The following is a 13,785-nucleotide window of genomic DNA, read 5'->3' on the forward strand; positions in this document are numbered from 1 at the left end:
CTGATCGTCATCAAGCGATCAAGAATATTAGAGGCACAATGTAAAATAGCAAGCCGGTTGAATAACGTGCTGTCAGTAAACAGCAGCTTATTCAACCGGCTTTTCTAGTAAAAGGAGGAATTCGATTGGTTATTTACTTAATGGCAGGCGGACCAAGTGACTTACTCCCTGATTTAGGGATGTATAAAGACAGAGAAGGGTGTATATGGGTTGGTGTTGATAGAGGGGTACAAATACTACTTAATCATGGCATCGTGCCTGCAGCGGCATTTGGAGACTTTGATTCAGTTACAGAAGATGAACTGTCATTGATTCAAGAAAAATTAGATACGATCACAATCTATCCTTCTGAAAAAGATGAAACGGATCTGGAAATTGCTTTCAAGTGGGCAGTGGCACAGGACCCCCAAGAGATTTGGCTGTTTGGTTCCACTGGAGGAAGAATCGATCATTTTCTCGGCAACATTCATTTATTCTTACAAGAGGAGATCTTACCGCTGCATAAAAAAATCAGCTTTTACATGGCGGATCATAAAAATCTATTGACGGTAAGAACACCGGGATCCTATTCCCTTCAGGTGATGGATGATAAAAAATACATATCGCTGATCCCAGTGATCGGAAATGCGGATGGCATAAGTCTGCATGGTTTTAAATATCCTTTAGAAAACAGCTATCTTCCTGTGGGTTCCACCCGTTGCATCAGTAATGAACTTATTTCTGAGAATGGTAATTATTCCTTCACTTCTGGCATATTATTGGTGATAAGAAGCAGTGATTAATTATCACGCTTACTGCCTTACTAAGTATGTTAATCAAAAGCAGTCTATAAGAGGAAATCTCAATAAAGGAATGTAAGAGTGTGATTGCAGAGGAGGGGCATTATGAAGTTCTATACCATTAAATTACCGAAGGTTTTGGGAGGTTTGGTTAAAGCAATGCTTGGTGCCTTTAAGAAGGGCTGAAATAATAGAGAGTATCGAACGATTTGCACCCTTGATATGGGTGTTTTTTTGTTGTAAAAAAGTAAAAGGCATCCTAAGAAAAGGATGCCGGAACATTATACGCGTTCTACTTTGCCCGATTTAAGAGCTCTTGCAGAAACGTATACACGTTTAGGTTTACCATCGACTAAAATACGTACCTTTTGAAGGTTAGCACCCCATGTACGCTTAGATGAGTTCATTGCGTGAGAGCGTTTATTACCAGTACGAGTTCTTCTTCCAGTGATTACACATTGTTTCATGTTGATTCCCTCCTAACTACAGAAAGCTTGAGTTTTCATATTCTTGAGTCTGAATTGAAATACTTTAATAATTTATCATACCTCCCATGAGATTGCAATACTTCTGTAAATTACTTTCAAGAAAAAAACCTTGACATAACCCTTTGTGAATTGAATTATAATAATACAGTGCTACATTTGCTTTTAAAACAGAAGTCAATATAGTAGAATGGTTATAGTCATAGGATTTTGGGAGGGGTACACATATATGTCTATCGAATTAAAAACTAAATTTGGACAAATTGATATATCCAATGAGGTAGTTGCTACAGTAGCCGGCGGCGCTGCGATTGACTGTTATGGAATCGTAGGCATGGCCTCGAAAAAACAATTAAAAGACGGCATTGCTGAAATACTGAGAAAAGAAAACTTTACTAAGGGTGTAATCGTTCGTCAGGAAAATGATGAAGTCCATATTGATATGTTCATCGTAGTCAGCTATGGAACGAAAATTTCAGAAGTTGCACACAATGTTCAATCAAAGGTAAAATACACCCTGGACAAAACTGTCGGATTAGTTGTTGATTCCGTAAATATTTTTGTGCAGGGAGTTCGTGTTACGAACCCTTAAGTCAAGGAGGAAGTTTTAGTGTCAATTACAAGCTTAAATGGAAGACGTTTTGCAGAGATGATCATCCAAGGTGCAAACCATCTGTCTGCAAACGCTAAACTAGTCGATTCCTTGAACGTTTTTCCGGTACCGGATGGAGATACAGGAACGAACATGAATTTATCAATGACTTCTGGAGCGAAAGAAGTACAAAATAATGTACAAGATCATATTGGCAAAGTAGGTGTCTCTTTATCAAGAGGACTACTAATGGGTGCCCGTGGTAATTCTGGTGTTATTTTGTCCCAGCTTTTCCGTGGATTCTCAAAGTCAATTGAAACGAAGGCGAGTGTGAGCAGCCAGGAGTTTGCAGCTGCATTGGAATCGGGAGTAGAAACAGCTTACAAAGCTGTAATGAAACCTGTTGAAGGTACAATTCTTACAGTAGCAAAAGACGCTGCAAGACAATGTGTCATCGCGGCTCGAGAACACAGCGATATAATCATGGTTATGGAAGAAATTGTTAAAGAAGCGAAAGCATCTTTAGACCGTACTCCTGATTTGCTTCCTGTACTTAAAGAGGTAGGCGTAGTAGACAGCGGCGGTCAAGGACTTCTGTTTGTTTATGAAGGATTTTTAGCGGAATTAAGAGGCGAAGCGCTGCCGGCCATTTCCGATAACTTCACAATGGATAAACTGGTAAGTGCCGAGCACCATATTAATGTTCAGGGACATATAAATTCTGAAGACATTGTCTTTGGTTATTGTACTGAATTTATGGTCAGGTTAGAAGGTACGAAGACGTTTGATGAAGACAAGTTCCGTCAAGACCTAAGTGAACTTGGCGACTCGTTACTCGTCATATCTGATGAAGAAGTCGTAAAAGTACATATTCACTCGGAACAGCCGGGGAATTGCTTGAATTACGGCCAAACATACGGAAGCCTTATTAAATTAAAAATTGATAATATGCGCGAGCAGCATACGGCGATTGTTGGGGATACTCATGCAACGCTTGATACAGAGATTAAGCCTAAAAAAGAAAAACAAAAGTTTGGGATTGTCTCCGTGGCAATGGGTACTGGAATCAGCGATTTATTTAAAAGCATAGGAGCTACCGTTGTTATTGAAGGCGGCCAAACAATGAATCCAAGCACGGAGGATATTGTTAAAGCAATCGAAGAGGCTAATGCTGAAACGATCATCATCTTGCCTAATAATAAGAATATTATCATGGCAGCTCAACAGGCAAAAGATGTTGTGTCAGAACAAGTTATTGTGATTCCGTCAAAGACTGTTCCTCAAGGGATGTCAGCACTACTAGCGTTTAACCCAGCCTTGGAAGCACAAGATAATGATCACGCGATGACAGAGGCGTTAAGCCATGTGAAAACTGGTCAAATTACCTATGCTGTCCGTGATACGGTTATCGACGGTCTTGAAATTGCCAATGGTGATTTCATGGGAATTGATGAAGGTAAAATCAAAGTTAAAAGTAAAGAAAAGCTTCAAGCAGCGAAAGATCTTTTGCTTGAAATGATTGATGAGGAATCAGAAATCATCACAATCATTTATGGAGAAGATGCAAGCCAAAACGAAGTGGACGAGCTTGCAAAATTCTGTAATGCTCAATTCGAAGATGCGGAAGTAGAACTTCATAATGGAAATCAGCCGTTATACTCTTTCATATTCTCGATTGAATAATTAGGCATTAGAAGATGAAATGATGTCCTTCTATTATGAAGGAATGTCATTCATTCTTGCTGCTGGATTCTTATACAAACTGCTTGCCGTTTCACAGGTAAAGTGGGAAAATAAACTGCAGAAGCCAAGAGGCTCTGCAGTTTATTTTTTAATTGTTATTCAGTATGCAGTGTAGGAGGAAGTTATGAAGTATAAGAGCGTTTTTGATATAATCGGTCCGGTCATGATTGGTCCGTCTAGTTCTCATACAGCCGGTGCTGCAAGAATTGGAAGAGTGGCAAGAACATTATTTGGGCGGCAGCCTGAATGGGCTGTTATTTATTTTTATGGATCATTCGCTAAAACATACAAAGGCCACGGTACAGATGTTGCAATTGTTGGGGGTCTGCTTGATTTTGATACATTTGATGAACGTATAAAATCTTCATTTCAAATCGCTGAACAGCAAAAGATGAAGGTGGAGTTTCACGAAGAAGATGCTGTGACCGACCATCCGAATACAGCCAAAATTGTTATTGGCGATCACCAAGGTGAACTTGAACTTGTTGGGATTTCAATCGGCGGCGGAAAAATTGAGATTATAGAGTTAAATGGGTTTGTTCTCAGGCTGTCAGGTCATAATCCAGCGATATTAGTGGTCCATGATGATCGATTCGGAGCTATTGCAAACGTATCTAATATCCTAGCCAAACATGAAATTAATATTGGTCAAATGGATGTGTCACGTAAAGAAAAAGGAAAAATGGCCTTAATGACTATTGAAGTAGATCAAAATATCGGTGATGACGTACTTCGAGAAATTGGTGAACTAGCAAATATTACTCAGGTTGCCAAGATTGTCGATTAAACAATGAGATGAAGGGAGGATATATTTTGTTTCGTAATGTCGCAGAATTAGTAGAATTAGCACAATCACAAAATAAAAAAATATCCACCATTATGATAGAACAGGAAGTAGAAGTCACAGGGAAGACGAGAGAGCAGATTCTTTCTCAGATGGAAACAAATCTGGATGTAATGGAAAAAGCAGTTGAACGTGGTTTGCAAGGTGTACGTTCCGTTTCTGGTTTAACAGGTGGAGACGCTGTTCTTTTACAAGAGTATATTAAAAAAGGCACATTCCTTTCGGGTGAAATTTTACTCGATGCGGTCAGTAAAGCTGTTGCTACGAATGAAGTAAATGCAGCGATGGGAACCATTTGTGCGACTCCTACAGCTGGATCAGCGGGAGTGGTTCCGGGAACATTATTTGCTGTCCAAAGAAAATTAAATCCTACTAAAGAACAAAAAATTGAATTTCTCTTTACAGCGGGTGCTTTTGGGTTTGTTGTAGCCAATAATGCATCTATTTCCGGCGCAGCAGGCGGCTGCCAAGCGGAGGTTGGGTCAGCAGCAGGAATGGCTGCAGCGGCCATTGTAGAAATGGCTGGAGGTTCTCCTGCTCAAAGTGCGGAGGCAATGGCCATTACACTGAAAAACATGTTAGGACTTGTCTGTGATCCAGTTGCAGGACTTGTAGAGGTACCATGTGTGAAACGGAATGCTATGGGGGCGGCAAATGCAATGGTTGCAGCTGATATGGCATTAGCAGGAATCACCAGCAGGATTCCATGTGATGAAGTCATTATCGCCATGTATGAAATTGGTCAATCGATGCCTTCAGCTTTACGAGAAACAGCACAGGGAGGGTTAGCGGCAACTCCGACTGGCCGAGCTTTGGAAGCTAAGATTTTCGGTCTGCCGCTTCTTAAGAAATGAACCAGTTATTAGAAGAGTCTGTTACCGCCGTTAAAGGAATTGGAAATGAGACTGCCCTAACATTAAATGAAATGGGCATTCATACCGTGTTTGATTTATTTGAACATCTCCCTTTCCGCTACGAAGACTATCGTTTAAAGGATTTAGAAACGGTAGAACATGAAGAACGAGTTACGATTGAAGGGAAAATCCACAGTCAGCCGATGCTTACGTATTTTGGAAAGAAAAAGTCTAGGCTGACATTCAAGGTTTTTGTAGGGAACAATCTGATTACGGTTATTTTTTTCAATCAGCCCTATTTAAAGTCAAAGATGGACATCAACAGCGTAGTGACGGTTACTGGAAAGTGGGATCGCCATCGCCAAACCATTACAGGCAGCGAATGTCATATTGGTGAGAATCGACAGGAAAAAGAATATGAACCTGTCTATTCGATAAAGGGAAGTATGACGGTTAAAGGATTACGCCGGTACATCGGCAACGCCTTTAAACAGTTTGGACCGGCTATTGAAGAAAACCTGCCGCAAGGATTACTCTCACAGTATAGATTGATGCCTAGACCGAATGCCTTATGGACCATGCACTTTCCAGCTTCAGAGGATGATATGAAACAAGCGAGGCGCCGCTTTGTTTATGAAGAGTTTTTACTTTTTCAACTGAAGATGCAGGCAATGCGTAAAGTTCAAAGAGAAGAATCAAAAGGAATTGAACAAGACTATCATCTTGAAAAAGTAACTGCGTTTATCGAATCTCTGCCCTTTCCTCTGACGGATGCCCAGAAACGGGTTGTTAATGAAATATTAGCGGATATGAAATCTCCCTATAGAATGAACCGCCTCCTGCAGGGGGATGTCGGATCCGGAAAAACTGTGGTAGCCGCTATCGCCTTGTATACATCTATTTCAGCTGGTTATCAAGGAGCTTTAATGGTTCCTACTGAGATATTAGCTGAACAACATGCCGCTTCGATGCGTGCAATGCTAGAACCTTTTGGAATTAAGTCAGCTCTTCTGACAAGCTCCGTAAAAGGGAAAAAACGGCGGGAACTGCTAGAAGCATTAAACAGCGGAGACATAAATTTATTAATCGGTACCCATGCTCTTATTCAAGATGAAGTGAATTTCCTCAATCTTGGACTTGTCATAACCGATGAACAGCATCGGTTTGGTGTGAACCAGCGGCGGGTTTTACGAGAAAAAGGGAACAGTCCTGATGTCTTATTTATGACAGCGACGCCGATTCCTAGAACGCTGGCCATTACAGTTTTTGGAGAAATGGATGTATCAACAATTGATGAAATGCATGCTGGACGTAAAATCATTGAAACGTATTGGGCTAAGCATAATATGCTCGATAGGATTCTTGTTTTTATTGAGAAAGAATTGCAGCAAGGTAGACAGGCTTATGTAATTTGTCCGTTGATTGAAGAATCGGAAAAAATGGATTTAGAGAACGTACTTGATGTACATGCTATGCTGACACAGTATTTTGGTGAGCGATATCAAGTCGGATTGATGCATGGAAAACTTCCGGCGGATGAAAAAGACGCTGTTATGAAGGATTTCAGCCAGAACATGACAAAAGTTCTTGTCTCCACTACAGTCGTTGAGGTGGGGGTTAATGTACCTAATGCTACCGTGATGGTTATTTATGATGCGGAACGATTCGGTCTCGCACAGCTTCACCAGCTTCGCGGCCGGGTAGGAAGAGGGAGCGATCAGTCTTTCTGTATCCTGTTAGCTGATCCTAAATCGGAAAATGGGAAGGAGCGTATGACCATTATGACCGAGACAAATGATGGTTTTGTCGTTTCTGAAAAAGATCTCGAACTTCGTGGGCCTGGCGATTTCTTTGGAAGAAAGCAGAGTGGCGTTCCTGAATTTAAAGTGGCAGATATGGTTCATGATTATCGAACACTTGAAGTAGCTAGAAATGATGCAGCCAAACTCATCGCTTCGGAAGCATTTTGGCATGCGCCGGATTATGAGCCGCTTCGAAAGCATCTTGCAAGCACCGGTGTATTAGATGGAGAAAAGCTGGATTAAAAAGAATAAGCTAAAAAACAGATTGCAGGTTGAATACATCTTGCAATCTGTTTTTAATATCTATATACTACTATTAGTACCTAGTCATAAAACGTGGATGGTGACCTTCAAATGAAAAGGAATAAGAAGGAACGCCAGCAGTTATTAATCGACACGATTAAAGGAAATCCTTTCGTAACAGATGAAGAGCTGGCTGAAAAATTTTTCGTGAGCGTTCAAACAATCAGGCTGGACCGGCTTGAACTTTCCATTCCCGAACTACGGGAGCGGATAAAGAACGTTGCGGAAAAAAGACTAAGCGATGAAATCAGGGCACTCCCGATTGATGAAGTGATTGGTGAGGTCATTGATGTGAATTTAGACCAAAATGCAATTTCAATTCTTGATATAAATAAAGAACATGTTTTTAAACGAAATGGGATAGCGCGAGGCCATCATTTGTTCGCCCAAGCTAATTCCCTTGCTGTAGCTGTTATCGATGACGAATTGGCGCTGACGGCAAAAGCATCCATTCTATTTACACGATCCGTAAGGGAAAATGAGAGAGTGGTTGCTAAGGCTCGTGTATTGGATACGGCTTCGAGTGATCGTTCAAATGTAGAAGTGAACAGTTATGTTGGCAGTGAATTGGTATTTAAGGGAGAGTTTGAAATGTACCGCTCCTGTCAGCCAGAAAAGGGTGAAGAAAATGAAAATAGCAATTGATGTAATGGGCGGAGATCATGCACCAAAACAGCCAGTTTTAGGAGCTATGAAGGCTGTTCGTGAATTTCCTGATATTGAAATGATTTTAGTAGGAAATGAAAAAGAAATAAATGAACATTTAATACATAATGACCGGATATCTGTCGTACATACTGAAGAAAAGATTTTGGGTACAGATGAACCCGTTCGAGCGGTGCGCCGTAAAAAGAACGCATCACTAGTCCTTGCAGCTCAGTTGGTTAAAGACGGAGAAGCGGATGCATGCATTTCAGCAGGAAATACGGGTGCACTCATGGCGGCAGGGTTATTTGTCGTTGGACGTATTGATGGGATAGACAGGCCAGCTCTTGCCCCGACCCTGCCGACTATTGACGGCGGAGGTTTTGTCCTTTTAGATGTTGGAGCGAATTCGGATGCGAAACCAGAACATCTTGTTCAATATGCCATTATGGGCTCCATTTATGCGCAAAAGGTTAGAGGAATCGCTAATCCTCGTGTAGCTCTATTAAATATTGGTTCTGAAGAGAAAAAAGGCAACGAATTGACAAAACAAGCGTACGGCCTTCTGAAAGAAGCAAAGATCAACTTTACAGGCAATGTTGAAGCGAGAGACTTGCTTAATGGAGCTGCGGATGTTGTCGTTACAGATGGTTTTACAGGAAATATGGTGTTGAAAACGATTGAAGGAACCGCGATGAGTGTTTTCTCTATGCTTAAAGTAGGTTTAATGAGCAATACGAAAAGCAAACTGGCTGCGGCTATGCTTAAACCACAATTTAAAGCAATTAAAAATCAGATGGATTACTCTGAGTATGGTGGAGCAGGACTTTTCGGATTAAAAGCACCGGTTATTAAAGCTCATGGCTCATCTGATGACCATGCTATATACAATGCCATCCGCCAGACGCGTGACATGGTCAATCATCAAGTTGTACAGAATATTGTTAGTTTGATGGAAACCGGAAAACAAGAATGAGTTAGGGGTGTCGACAATGGGGAAAGTAGCATTTGTTTTTCCAGGACAAGGTTCACAAACAGTGGGGATGGGAAAAGATTTTTATGAGAGCGATCAGACCGTTCAATCAATCTTTCAAGAAGCAGACAGCACGCTTGGATTTTCGCTGACTGATCTTATCCTAAATGGACCGCAAGAAGAGCTCACATTGACAGCAAATACACAACCGGCATTATTAACGGTAAGTTTTGCTCTCTATCAAGCAGTAGTGAAGGCTGGAATTACGCCAGATTATACAGCTGGGCACAGCTTAGGTGAATATTCAGCGTTAACTGCCAGCGGTGCGATGACATTTAAAGAAGCGGTACATACGGTTCGAAAACGCGGGGAATACATGGAAGAAGCCGTTCCAAACGGTATTGGGACGATGTCAGCCGTGCTCGGTATGGATCAGGCGCAGCTAGAAGAGCTGACAGCCGATATTACGCGTGAAGGGAATACCGTACAGCTGGCGAATATTAACTGCCCAGGGCAGATTGTTATTTCAGGAACGACCGAAGGTGTTCAATTGGCTGCAGTGAAAGCGAAGGAAAACGGAGCAAAACGAGCAATCCCATTAAATGTGAGCGGCCCTTTTCATTCCATCCTAATGGAACCAGCAGCTGCTAAACTAGCAGAAACACTTAGCTCAATAGAGGTTAAGCAAGCAATAACTCCTGTGATCTCTAACGTTACAGCTCAGCCTGTAACCCAGCCTGAGGAGATTAAGGAAAAACTGATCGAACAGCTTATTTCACCTGTACGCTGGGAAGAAAGTATACGAACACTTCTAGATTTAGGTGTTGATACATTTATCGAAATCGGACCTGGTAAAGTACTGAGTGGTTTAATCAAAAAAATTGACCGCAGTGTATCGATTTATTCAGTAAATGACATGGCGAGTCTTGAAAATACAGTCCATGCACTTAGGGGGAATTAGAATGCAGCTTAACGGAAAGAATGCATTGGTAACCGGAGCATCACGTGGAATTGGCCGGGAAATTGCATTAGAGCTTGCTCGTCAGGGTGCGAATGTGGCAGTCAATTTTGCGGGCAGTGAAGAAAAGGCGAATGAGGTTGTCGCTGAAATTAAGGAAATGGGGCGCCATGCTTTCGCTATTCAAGGAAATGTGGGTGACTCAGAGAGTGTTACAGCGATGATGAAACATGTCTTTGAGCAGTTTACAACACTCGATATTCTCGTTAATAATGCTGGAATCACCCGCGATAATCTATTAATGCGGATGAAAGAAGCAGAGTGGGATGATGTAATCACTACCAATCTCAAAGGTGTATTTTTGTGCACAAAAGCGGTCACTAGACAGATGATGAAACAGCGTCATGGACGAATAATCAATATTGCTTCTATTGTCGGGGTCAGTGGTAATGCTGGACAGGCCAATTATGTAGCGGCTAAAGCAGGTGTAATTGGGTTAACGAAGTCTACTGCTAAGGAACTCGCTGCGCGTGGAATAACGGTCAATGCGGTTGCTCCTGGGTTTATTACTACGGATATGACTGAACAACTAACCGAGGATATACAGAAAACGATGTTAACTCAAATTCCGCTGGCACGCTTTGGCGATCCTAAAGATGTAGCCGGGGTTGTCACGTTCCTTGCTTCCGAAGCGAGCAGCTATATGACTGGGCAAACGCTCCATGTAGACGGCGGAATGGTGATGTAATCTTTATTAATTAACCGGTATATACTATAATGTCTTGAGGGGAGGTGAATGCAGTGGCAGACGTATTAGAACGCGTAACAAAAATCGTAGTTGATCGATTGAATGTTGAAGAGTCAGAAGTGAAATTAGAAGCTTCATTCAAAGAAGATCTTGGTGCAGATTCCCTAGATGTTGTTGAACTAGTTATGGAATTTGAAGATGAATTTGAAATGGAAATTTCAGATGAAGACGCAGAAAAAATCAGCACAGTTGGAGATGCTGTGAATTACATACAAAGTACTATGTAATCTAAATGATCTCGAAAAATGAAAAATGAACACAAGGCTGCGGAGAATTCTCTGCAGCCTCTTTTAGTTAACGAATGCGTAATCTTATAGATCATGAATAGCCATGGGGAATTTATCCTCATTGAAGCGAGGAGTTTCCTTTGAAGCCTTGCTGCTGTATGCTATAATACTTTGAAGAGCTTGGCGTATTTAAACCGCCAAGTTTCTTTTCTGTAACGAATGACGTTACCAGATAAATTGTCATCATTCTTTAGTGTTTAGTGGAGGGTTTGGTCGTATGAAAAGGAACGATATGGATCGAAAACCGGTAAAAAGTGAAAATAAATTTACACAGCTTCAAGAACAAACGGGTTTTCTTTTTCATGATGAAAAGCTATTGAAACAAGCGTTCACCCATTCATCCTATGTGAATGAGCATCGCCGGAAGCCGTATGAAGATAATGAACGGCTCGAATTTTTAGGAGATGCCGTCCTAGAATTGACCGTATCAAAGTACCTATTTGTAAAGTATCCAATGATGAGCGAGGGCGAACTGACAAAATTGCGAGCAGCAATTGTATGTGAGCCATCTTTAGTCAATTTTGCGCATGATGTGTCGTTTGGCAATTATATTCGACTCGGAAAAGGTGAGGAAATGACTGGAGGCAGAGAACGTCCAGCGTTGCTTGCTGACGTGTTCGAAGCATTTATCGGTGCGTTATATTTGGATTTAGGTCTTGATTGTGTCGTTCAATTCTTAGAGAGGGTAGTTTTCCCTAAGATAGACGAGGGTGCTTTTTCTCATGTGATGGATTATAAAAGCCAATTACAAGAACTTATTCAACGGGATGGTACAGGGGCACTTGAATATCAAATCCTTCTGGAAAAAGGTCCGGCCCATAACCGGGAGTTTGTCTCCGTGGTTTCCTTAAATCAGGAAGAACTGGGTACGGGTATGGGAAGATCGAAAAAAGAAGCTGAACAGCGTGCTGCTCAATGTGCACTTTCAGCTCTCAAAGAAAAATAATAAAGAAAGTCTCAAGTAAAGAGTTGAGATAGAGGGGGAAAGCAAATGTTCCTCAAACAATTGGATGTTGTGGGATTTAAGTCCTTTGCTGAACGGATTTCGATGGACTTTGTCCCAGGTGTTACGGCAGTAGTAGGACCAAATGGCAGTGGAAAGAGTAATATTACAGACGCGATTCGATGGGTTTTAGGTGAGCAGTCTGCAAAATCTCTCCGTGGAGCGAAAATGGAGGATATTATATTCTCTGGAAGTGATTCACGAAAGTCACTGAATTTTGCAGAGGTTACCTTAACGCTGGACAATGAAACGAACTCCCTGCCGATCGATTTTCATGAAGTAAGTGTGACTAGAAGAGTATACCGATCAGGAGAAAGTGAATTTTTCATAAATAATCAAAACTGCAGGCTTAAAGACATTGTGGATTTATTTATGGATTCTGGTCTTGGTAAGGAAGCCTTTTCGATTATAAGTCAAGGGAAAGTAGAAGAAATTCTCAGCAGTAAAGCAGAAGACCGCAGAGTCATTTTTGAAGAAGCGGCAGGCGTCCTGAAATACAAAAACCGTAAAAAGAAGGCAGAGCATAAGCTGTTCGAGACACAAGAAAACTTAAATCGGGTTAATGATATTCTATTTGAATTAGAAGGTCAGGTTGAACCGCTGAAAATTCAATCCTCGATTGCACATGATTACCTTGAAAAAAAGGCAGAGCTTGAGAAAAGTGAAGTAGCGTTAACGGTCTATGAGATTGAAATGCTTCATGAAAATTGGGAAAAGTTAACCGCTGCTTTTGAAGAACATAGTGAACAAGAGCAAACGATGACAAGATCCATTGCTCAGAAGGAAACCGAGTCTGCTAAGCTGCGTAAGCATATAGCCGGTCTTGATCAATCTATGAATGATCTACAGGAGACTCTTTTGCGGGCAAGTGAAGAACTTGAAAAACTTGAAGGACGCAAAGAAGTATTAAAAGAGCGGAAAAAAAATGCCTCTCAAAATAAACAGCAGCTCGAAAAGTCAATTGACGATGGTGAGAGAAAGATCAGCGAATGGACTGCTGAAAAAGAACGTGAAAATCGAGTGCTTGTGAAGCTTGAAAAGGAAGTTAGAGATCTTCAATTAAGCCTTCATGAAAAACAAAAAAGCCTTGGTTTGTTTACAAGTAATATTGAAGAAACCATAGAAACGCTGAAAAGTGATTATATTGAATGGCTGAACAAACAGGCTTCTGCCCGTAATGAACAGCAGTATCTTGATCAGCAGCTGAATCAACAGGAGCTCTTGAGGATGATGGGGTTGCCGGATGAACACATGCCAAGAGATAAGATTGAATTATGTTGAGCCTGCTTCTAACTTTCAGAATGTGTAATCGTTGTATGCCTTACCTCCTGGTGTCCCGCTCAGCGTTAGTAATAGGACGGCCACGTCATTCAACCAGGACGAAAAATAAAGATCTCGTCAGTCAGGGGCTTAGACTGTCCGGCCTGATGAACTGACGGTGGCCTGTCGGAGCTGAAGTGTGCCTCGTATGTGTGTTAAATAGGCGTGTTTGAGGCCGAGGCTAGAGCCTACGTGGTCAAAAAATGTCGCTCTCTCCGTACCACCACTCTTTTGAGGCATTTTATAAGCTGAAAGTGGAAGGAATGACTCCACTTTACTGGGTGAAGTGGCAGGAGACGAGGCTACAAGTGCGACATACTCCTCAGCATCACTGGATCAGGTCACATCAGGTCGATCAGTCAGTTCAGTCAGTTCAGTCAGTTCAGTCA

The 13,785-nt window shown here is 41.5% G+C and carries 16 protein-coding genes and 1 pseudogene; 15 read left to right on the forward strand and 2 right to left on the reverse strand.

Annotated elements, in window-relative coordinates:
• The first annotated feature begins 125 nt into the window (after positions 1–125).
• A complete protein-coding gene (locus AC52RT_RS01650; protein ID WP_495539140.1) occupies positions 126–782 on the forward strand; it encodes a thiamine diphosphokinase in 657 nt (218 codons plus the stop codon).
• Positions 783–884: 102 nt separating this feature from the next.
• On the forward strand, positions 885–965 hold the full coding sequence (spoVM, locus tag AC52RT_RS01655) for a stage V sporulation protein SpoVM (RefSeq protein ID WP_034302035.1): 81 nt from the start codon (positions 885–887) through the stop codon (positions 963–965).
• A gap of 95 nt (positions 966–1,060) precedes the next feature.
• On the opposite strand, the gene rpmB is transcribed toward spoVM, so the two are convergent.
• Positions 1,061–1,246, reverse strand: a complete 186-nt coding sequence (rpmB, locus tag AC52RT_RS01660; RefSeq protein WP_340849573.1) for a 50S ribosomal protein L28 — start codon at positions 1,244–1,246, stop codon at positions 1,061–1,063.
• 247 nt (positions 1,247–1,493) lie between these two features.
• On the opposite strand from rpmB, the gene AC52RT_RS01665 reads away from it, so the two are divergent.
• The 11 genes from AC52RT_RS01665 to AC52RT_RS01715 all read left to right on the forward strand — a co-directional run bounded on the left by AC52RT_RS01665 (position 1,494) and on the right by AC52RT_RS01715 (position 11,013).
• Positions 1,494–1,856 (forward strand): Asp23/Gls24 family envelope stress response protein, encoded by a 363-nt coding sequence (locus tag AC52RT_RS01665; RefSeq protein WP_495539141.1) that lies wholly within the window; start codon positions 1,494–1,496, stop codon positions 1,854–1,856.
• Positions 1,857–1,874: 18 nt separating this feature from the next.
• Positions 1,875–3,539 carry a DAK2 domain-containing protein gene (locus tag AC52RT_RS01670; RefSeq protein WP_495539142.1) on the forward strand — a complete coding sequence of 555 codons (1,665 nt, stop codon included), beginning with the start codon at positions 1,875–1,877 and terminating at the stop codon, positions 3,537–3,539.
• Positions 3,540–3,561: 22 nt separating this feature from the next.
• Complete coding sequence (locus AC52RT_RS01675) at positions 3,562–3,714, forward strand: hypothetical protein (RefSeq protein WP_495539143.1); 153 nt, start codon at positions 3,562–3,564, stop codon at positions 3,712–3,714.
• Between the two features lie 9 nt (positions 3,715–3,723).
• Positions 3,724–4,386, forward strand: coding sequence for an L-serine ammonia-lyase, iron-sulfur-dependent subunit beta (sdaAB, locus tag AC52RT_RS01680; protein ID WP_495539144.1), 663 nt, complete (start codon positions 3,724–3,726; stop codon positions 4,384–4,386).
• A gap of 26 nt (positions 4,387–4,412) precedes the next feature.
• Positions 4,413–5,297, forward strand: a complete 885-nt coding sequence (gene sdaAA / locus AC52RT_RS01685; protein ID WP_495539145.1) for an L-serine ammonia-lyase, iron-sulfur-dependent, subunit alpha — start codon at positions 4,413–4,415, stop codon at positions 5,295–5,297.
• Entirely contained in the window at positions 5,294–7,342 is a 2,049-nt protein-coding gene (gene recG / locus AC52RT_RS01690; protein ID WP_495539146.1) for an ATP-dependent DNA helicase RecG, read from the forward strand. Before sdaAA ends, recG begins: the two co-directional genes overlap by 4 nt.
• Before the next feature lie 111 nt (positions 7,343–7,453).
• A complete protein-coding gene (fapR, locus tag AC52RT_RS01695; protein ID WP_495539147.1) occupies positions 7,454–8,047 on the forward strand; it encodes a transcription factor FapR in 594 nt (197 codons plus the stop codon).
• On the forward strand, positions 8,031–9,023 hold the full coding sequence (gene plsX / locus AC52RT_RS01700) for a phosphate acyltransferase PlsX (RefSeq protein WP_495539148.1): 993 nt from the start codon (positions 8,031–8,033) through the stop codon (positions 9,021–9,023). Before fapR ends, plsX begins: the two co-directional genes overlap by 17 nt.
• Positions 9,024–9,039: 16 nt before the next feature.
• A complete protein-coding gene (gene fabD / locus AC52RT_RS01705; RefSeq protein ID WP_495539149.1) occupies positions 9,040–9,981 on the forward strand; it encodes an ACP S-malonyltransferase in 942 nt (313 codons plus the stop codon).
• 1 nt (position 9,982) lies between these two features.
• Entirely contained in the window at positions 9,983–10,726 is a 744-nt protein-coding gene (fabG, locus tag AC52RT_RS01710) for a 3-oxoacyl-[acyl-carrier-protein] reductase (protein ID WP_495539150.1), read from the forward strand.
• A gap of 53 nt (positions 10,727–10,779) precedes the next feature.
• Positions 10,780–11,013: an acyl carrier protein gene (locus tag AC52RT_RS01715; protein ID WP_340849590.1), complete on the forward strand. Its 234-nt coding sequence runs from the start codon at positions 10,780–10,782 to the stop codon at positions 11,011–11,013.
• A gap of 118 nt (positions 11,014–11,131) precedes the next feature.
• Here AC52RT_RS01715 and AC52RT_RS01720 read toward each other — a convergent pair whose 3' ends face one another.
• A complete protein-coding gene (locus AC52RT_RS01720; RefSeq protein ID WP_495539151.1) occupies positions 11,132–11,260 on the reverse strand; it encodes a hypothetical protein in 129 nt (42 codons plus the stop codon).
• A gap of 30 nt (positions 11,261–11,290) precedes the next feature.
• On the opposite strand from AC52RT_RS01720, the gene rnc reads away from it, so the two are divergent.
• Both rnc and AC52RT_RS01730 read left to right on the forward strand, forming a co-directional pair.
• A complete protein-coding gene (gene rnc / locus AC52RT_RS01725; protein ID WP_495539152.1) occupies positions 11,291–12,019 on the forward strand; it encodes a ribonuclease III in 729 nt (242 codons plus the stop codon).
• 45 nt (positions 12,020–12,064) lie between these two features.
• A pseudogene (locus AC52RT_RS01730) lies at positions 12,065–13,288 on the forward strand (chromosome segregation SMC family protein); the annotation flags it as partial.
• Positions 13,289–13,785 lie beyond the last annotated feature (497 nt).

This window comes from Peribacillus sp. (assembly GCF_059453735.1).

Bases quoted from the DNA above. Each gene is read 5' to 3' on its own strand.
- spoVM (WP_034302035.1), top strand. From the start codon at position 885: ATGAAGTTCTATACCATTAAATTACCGAAGGTTTTGGGAGGTTTGGTT.
- rpmB (WP_340849573.1), bottom strand. From the start codon at position 1,246: ATGAAACAATGTGTAATCACTGGAAGAAGAACTCGTACTGGTAATAAA.
- AC52RT_RS01665 (WP_495539141.1), top strand. From the start codon at position 1,494: ATGTCTATCGAATTAAAAACTAAATTTGGACAAATTGATATATCCAAT.
- AC52RT_RS01675 (WP_495539143.1), top strand. From the start codon at position 3,562: ATGTCCTTCTATTATGAAGGAATGTCATTCATTCTTGCTGCTGGATTC.
- sdaAB (WP_495539144.1), top strand. From the start codon at position 3,724: ATGAAGTATAAGAGCGTTTTTGATATAATCGGTCCGGTCATGATTGGT.
- recG (WP_495539146.1), top strand. From the start codon at position 5,294: ATGAACCAGTTATTAGAAGAGTCTGTTACCGCCGTTAAAGGAATTGGA.
- fapR (WP_495539147.1), top strand. From the start codon at position 7,454: ATGAAAAGGAATAAGAAGGAACGCCAGCAGTTATTAATCGACACGATT.
- plsX (WP_495539148.1), top strand. From the start codon at position 8,031: ATGAAAATAGCAATTGATGTAATGGGCGGAGATCATGCACCAAAACAG.
- fabD (WP_495539149.1), top strand. From the start codon at position 9,040: ATGGGGAAAGTAGCATTTGTTTTTCCAGGACAAGGTTCACAAACAGTG.
- fabG (WP_495539150.1), top strand. From the start codon at position 9,983: ATGCAGCTTAACGGAAAGAATGCATTGGTAACCGGAGCATCACGTGGA.
- AC52RT_RS01720 (WP_495539151.1), bottom strand. From the start codon at position 11,260: ATGATGACAATTTATCTGGTAACGTCATTCGTTACAGAAAAGAAACTT.
- rnc (WP_495539152.1), top strand. From the start codon at position 11,291: ATGAAAAGGAACGATATGGATCGAAAACCGGTAAAAAGTGAAAATAAA.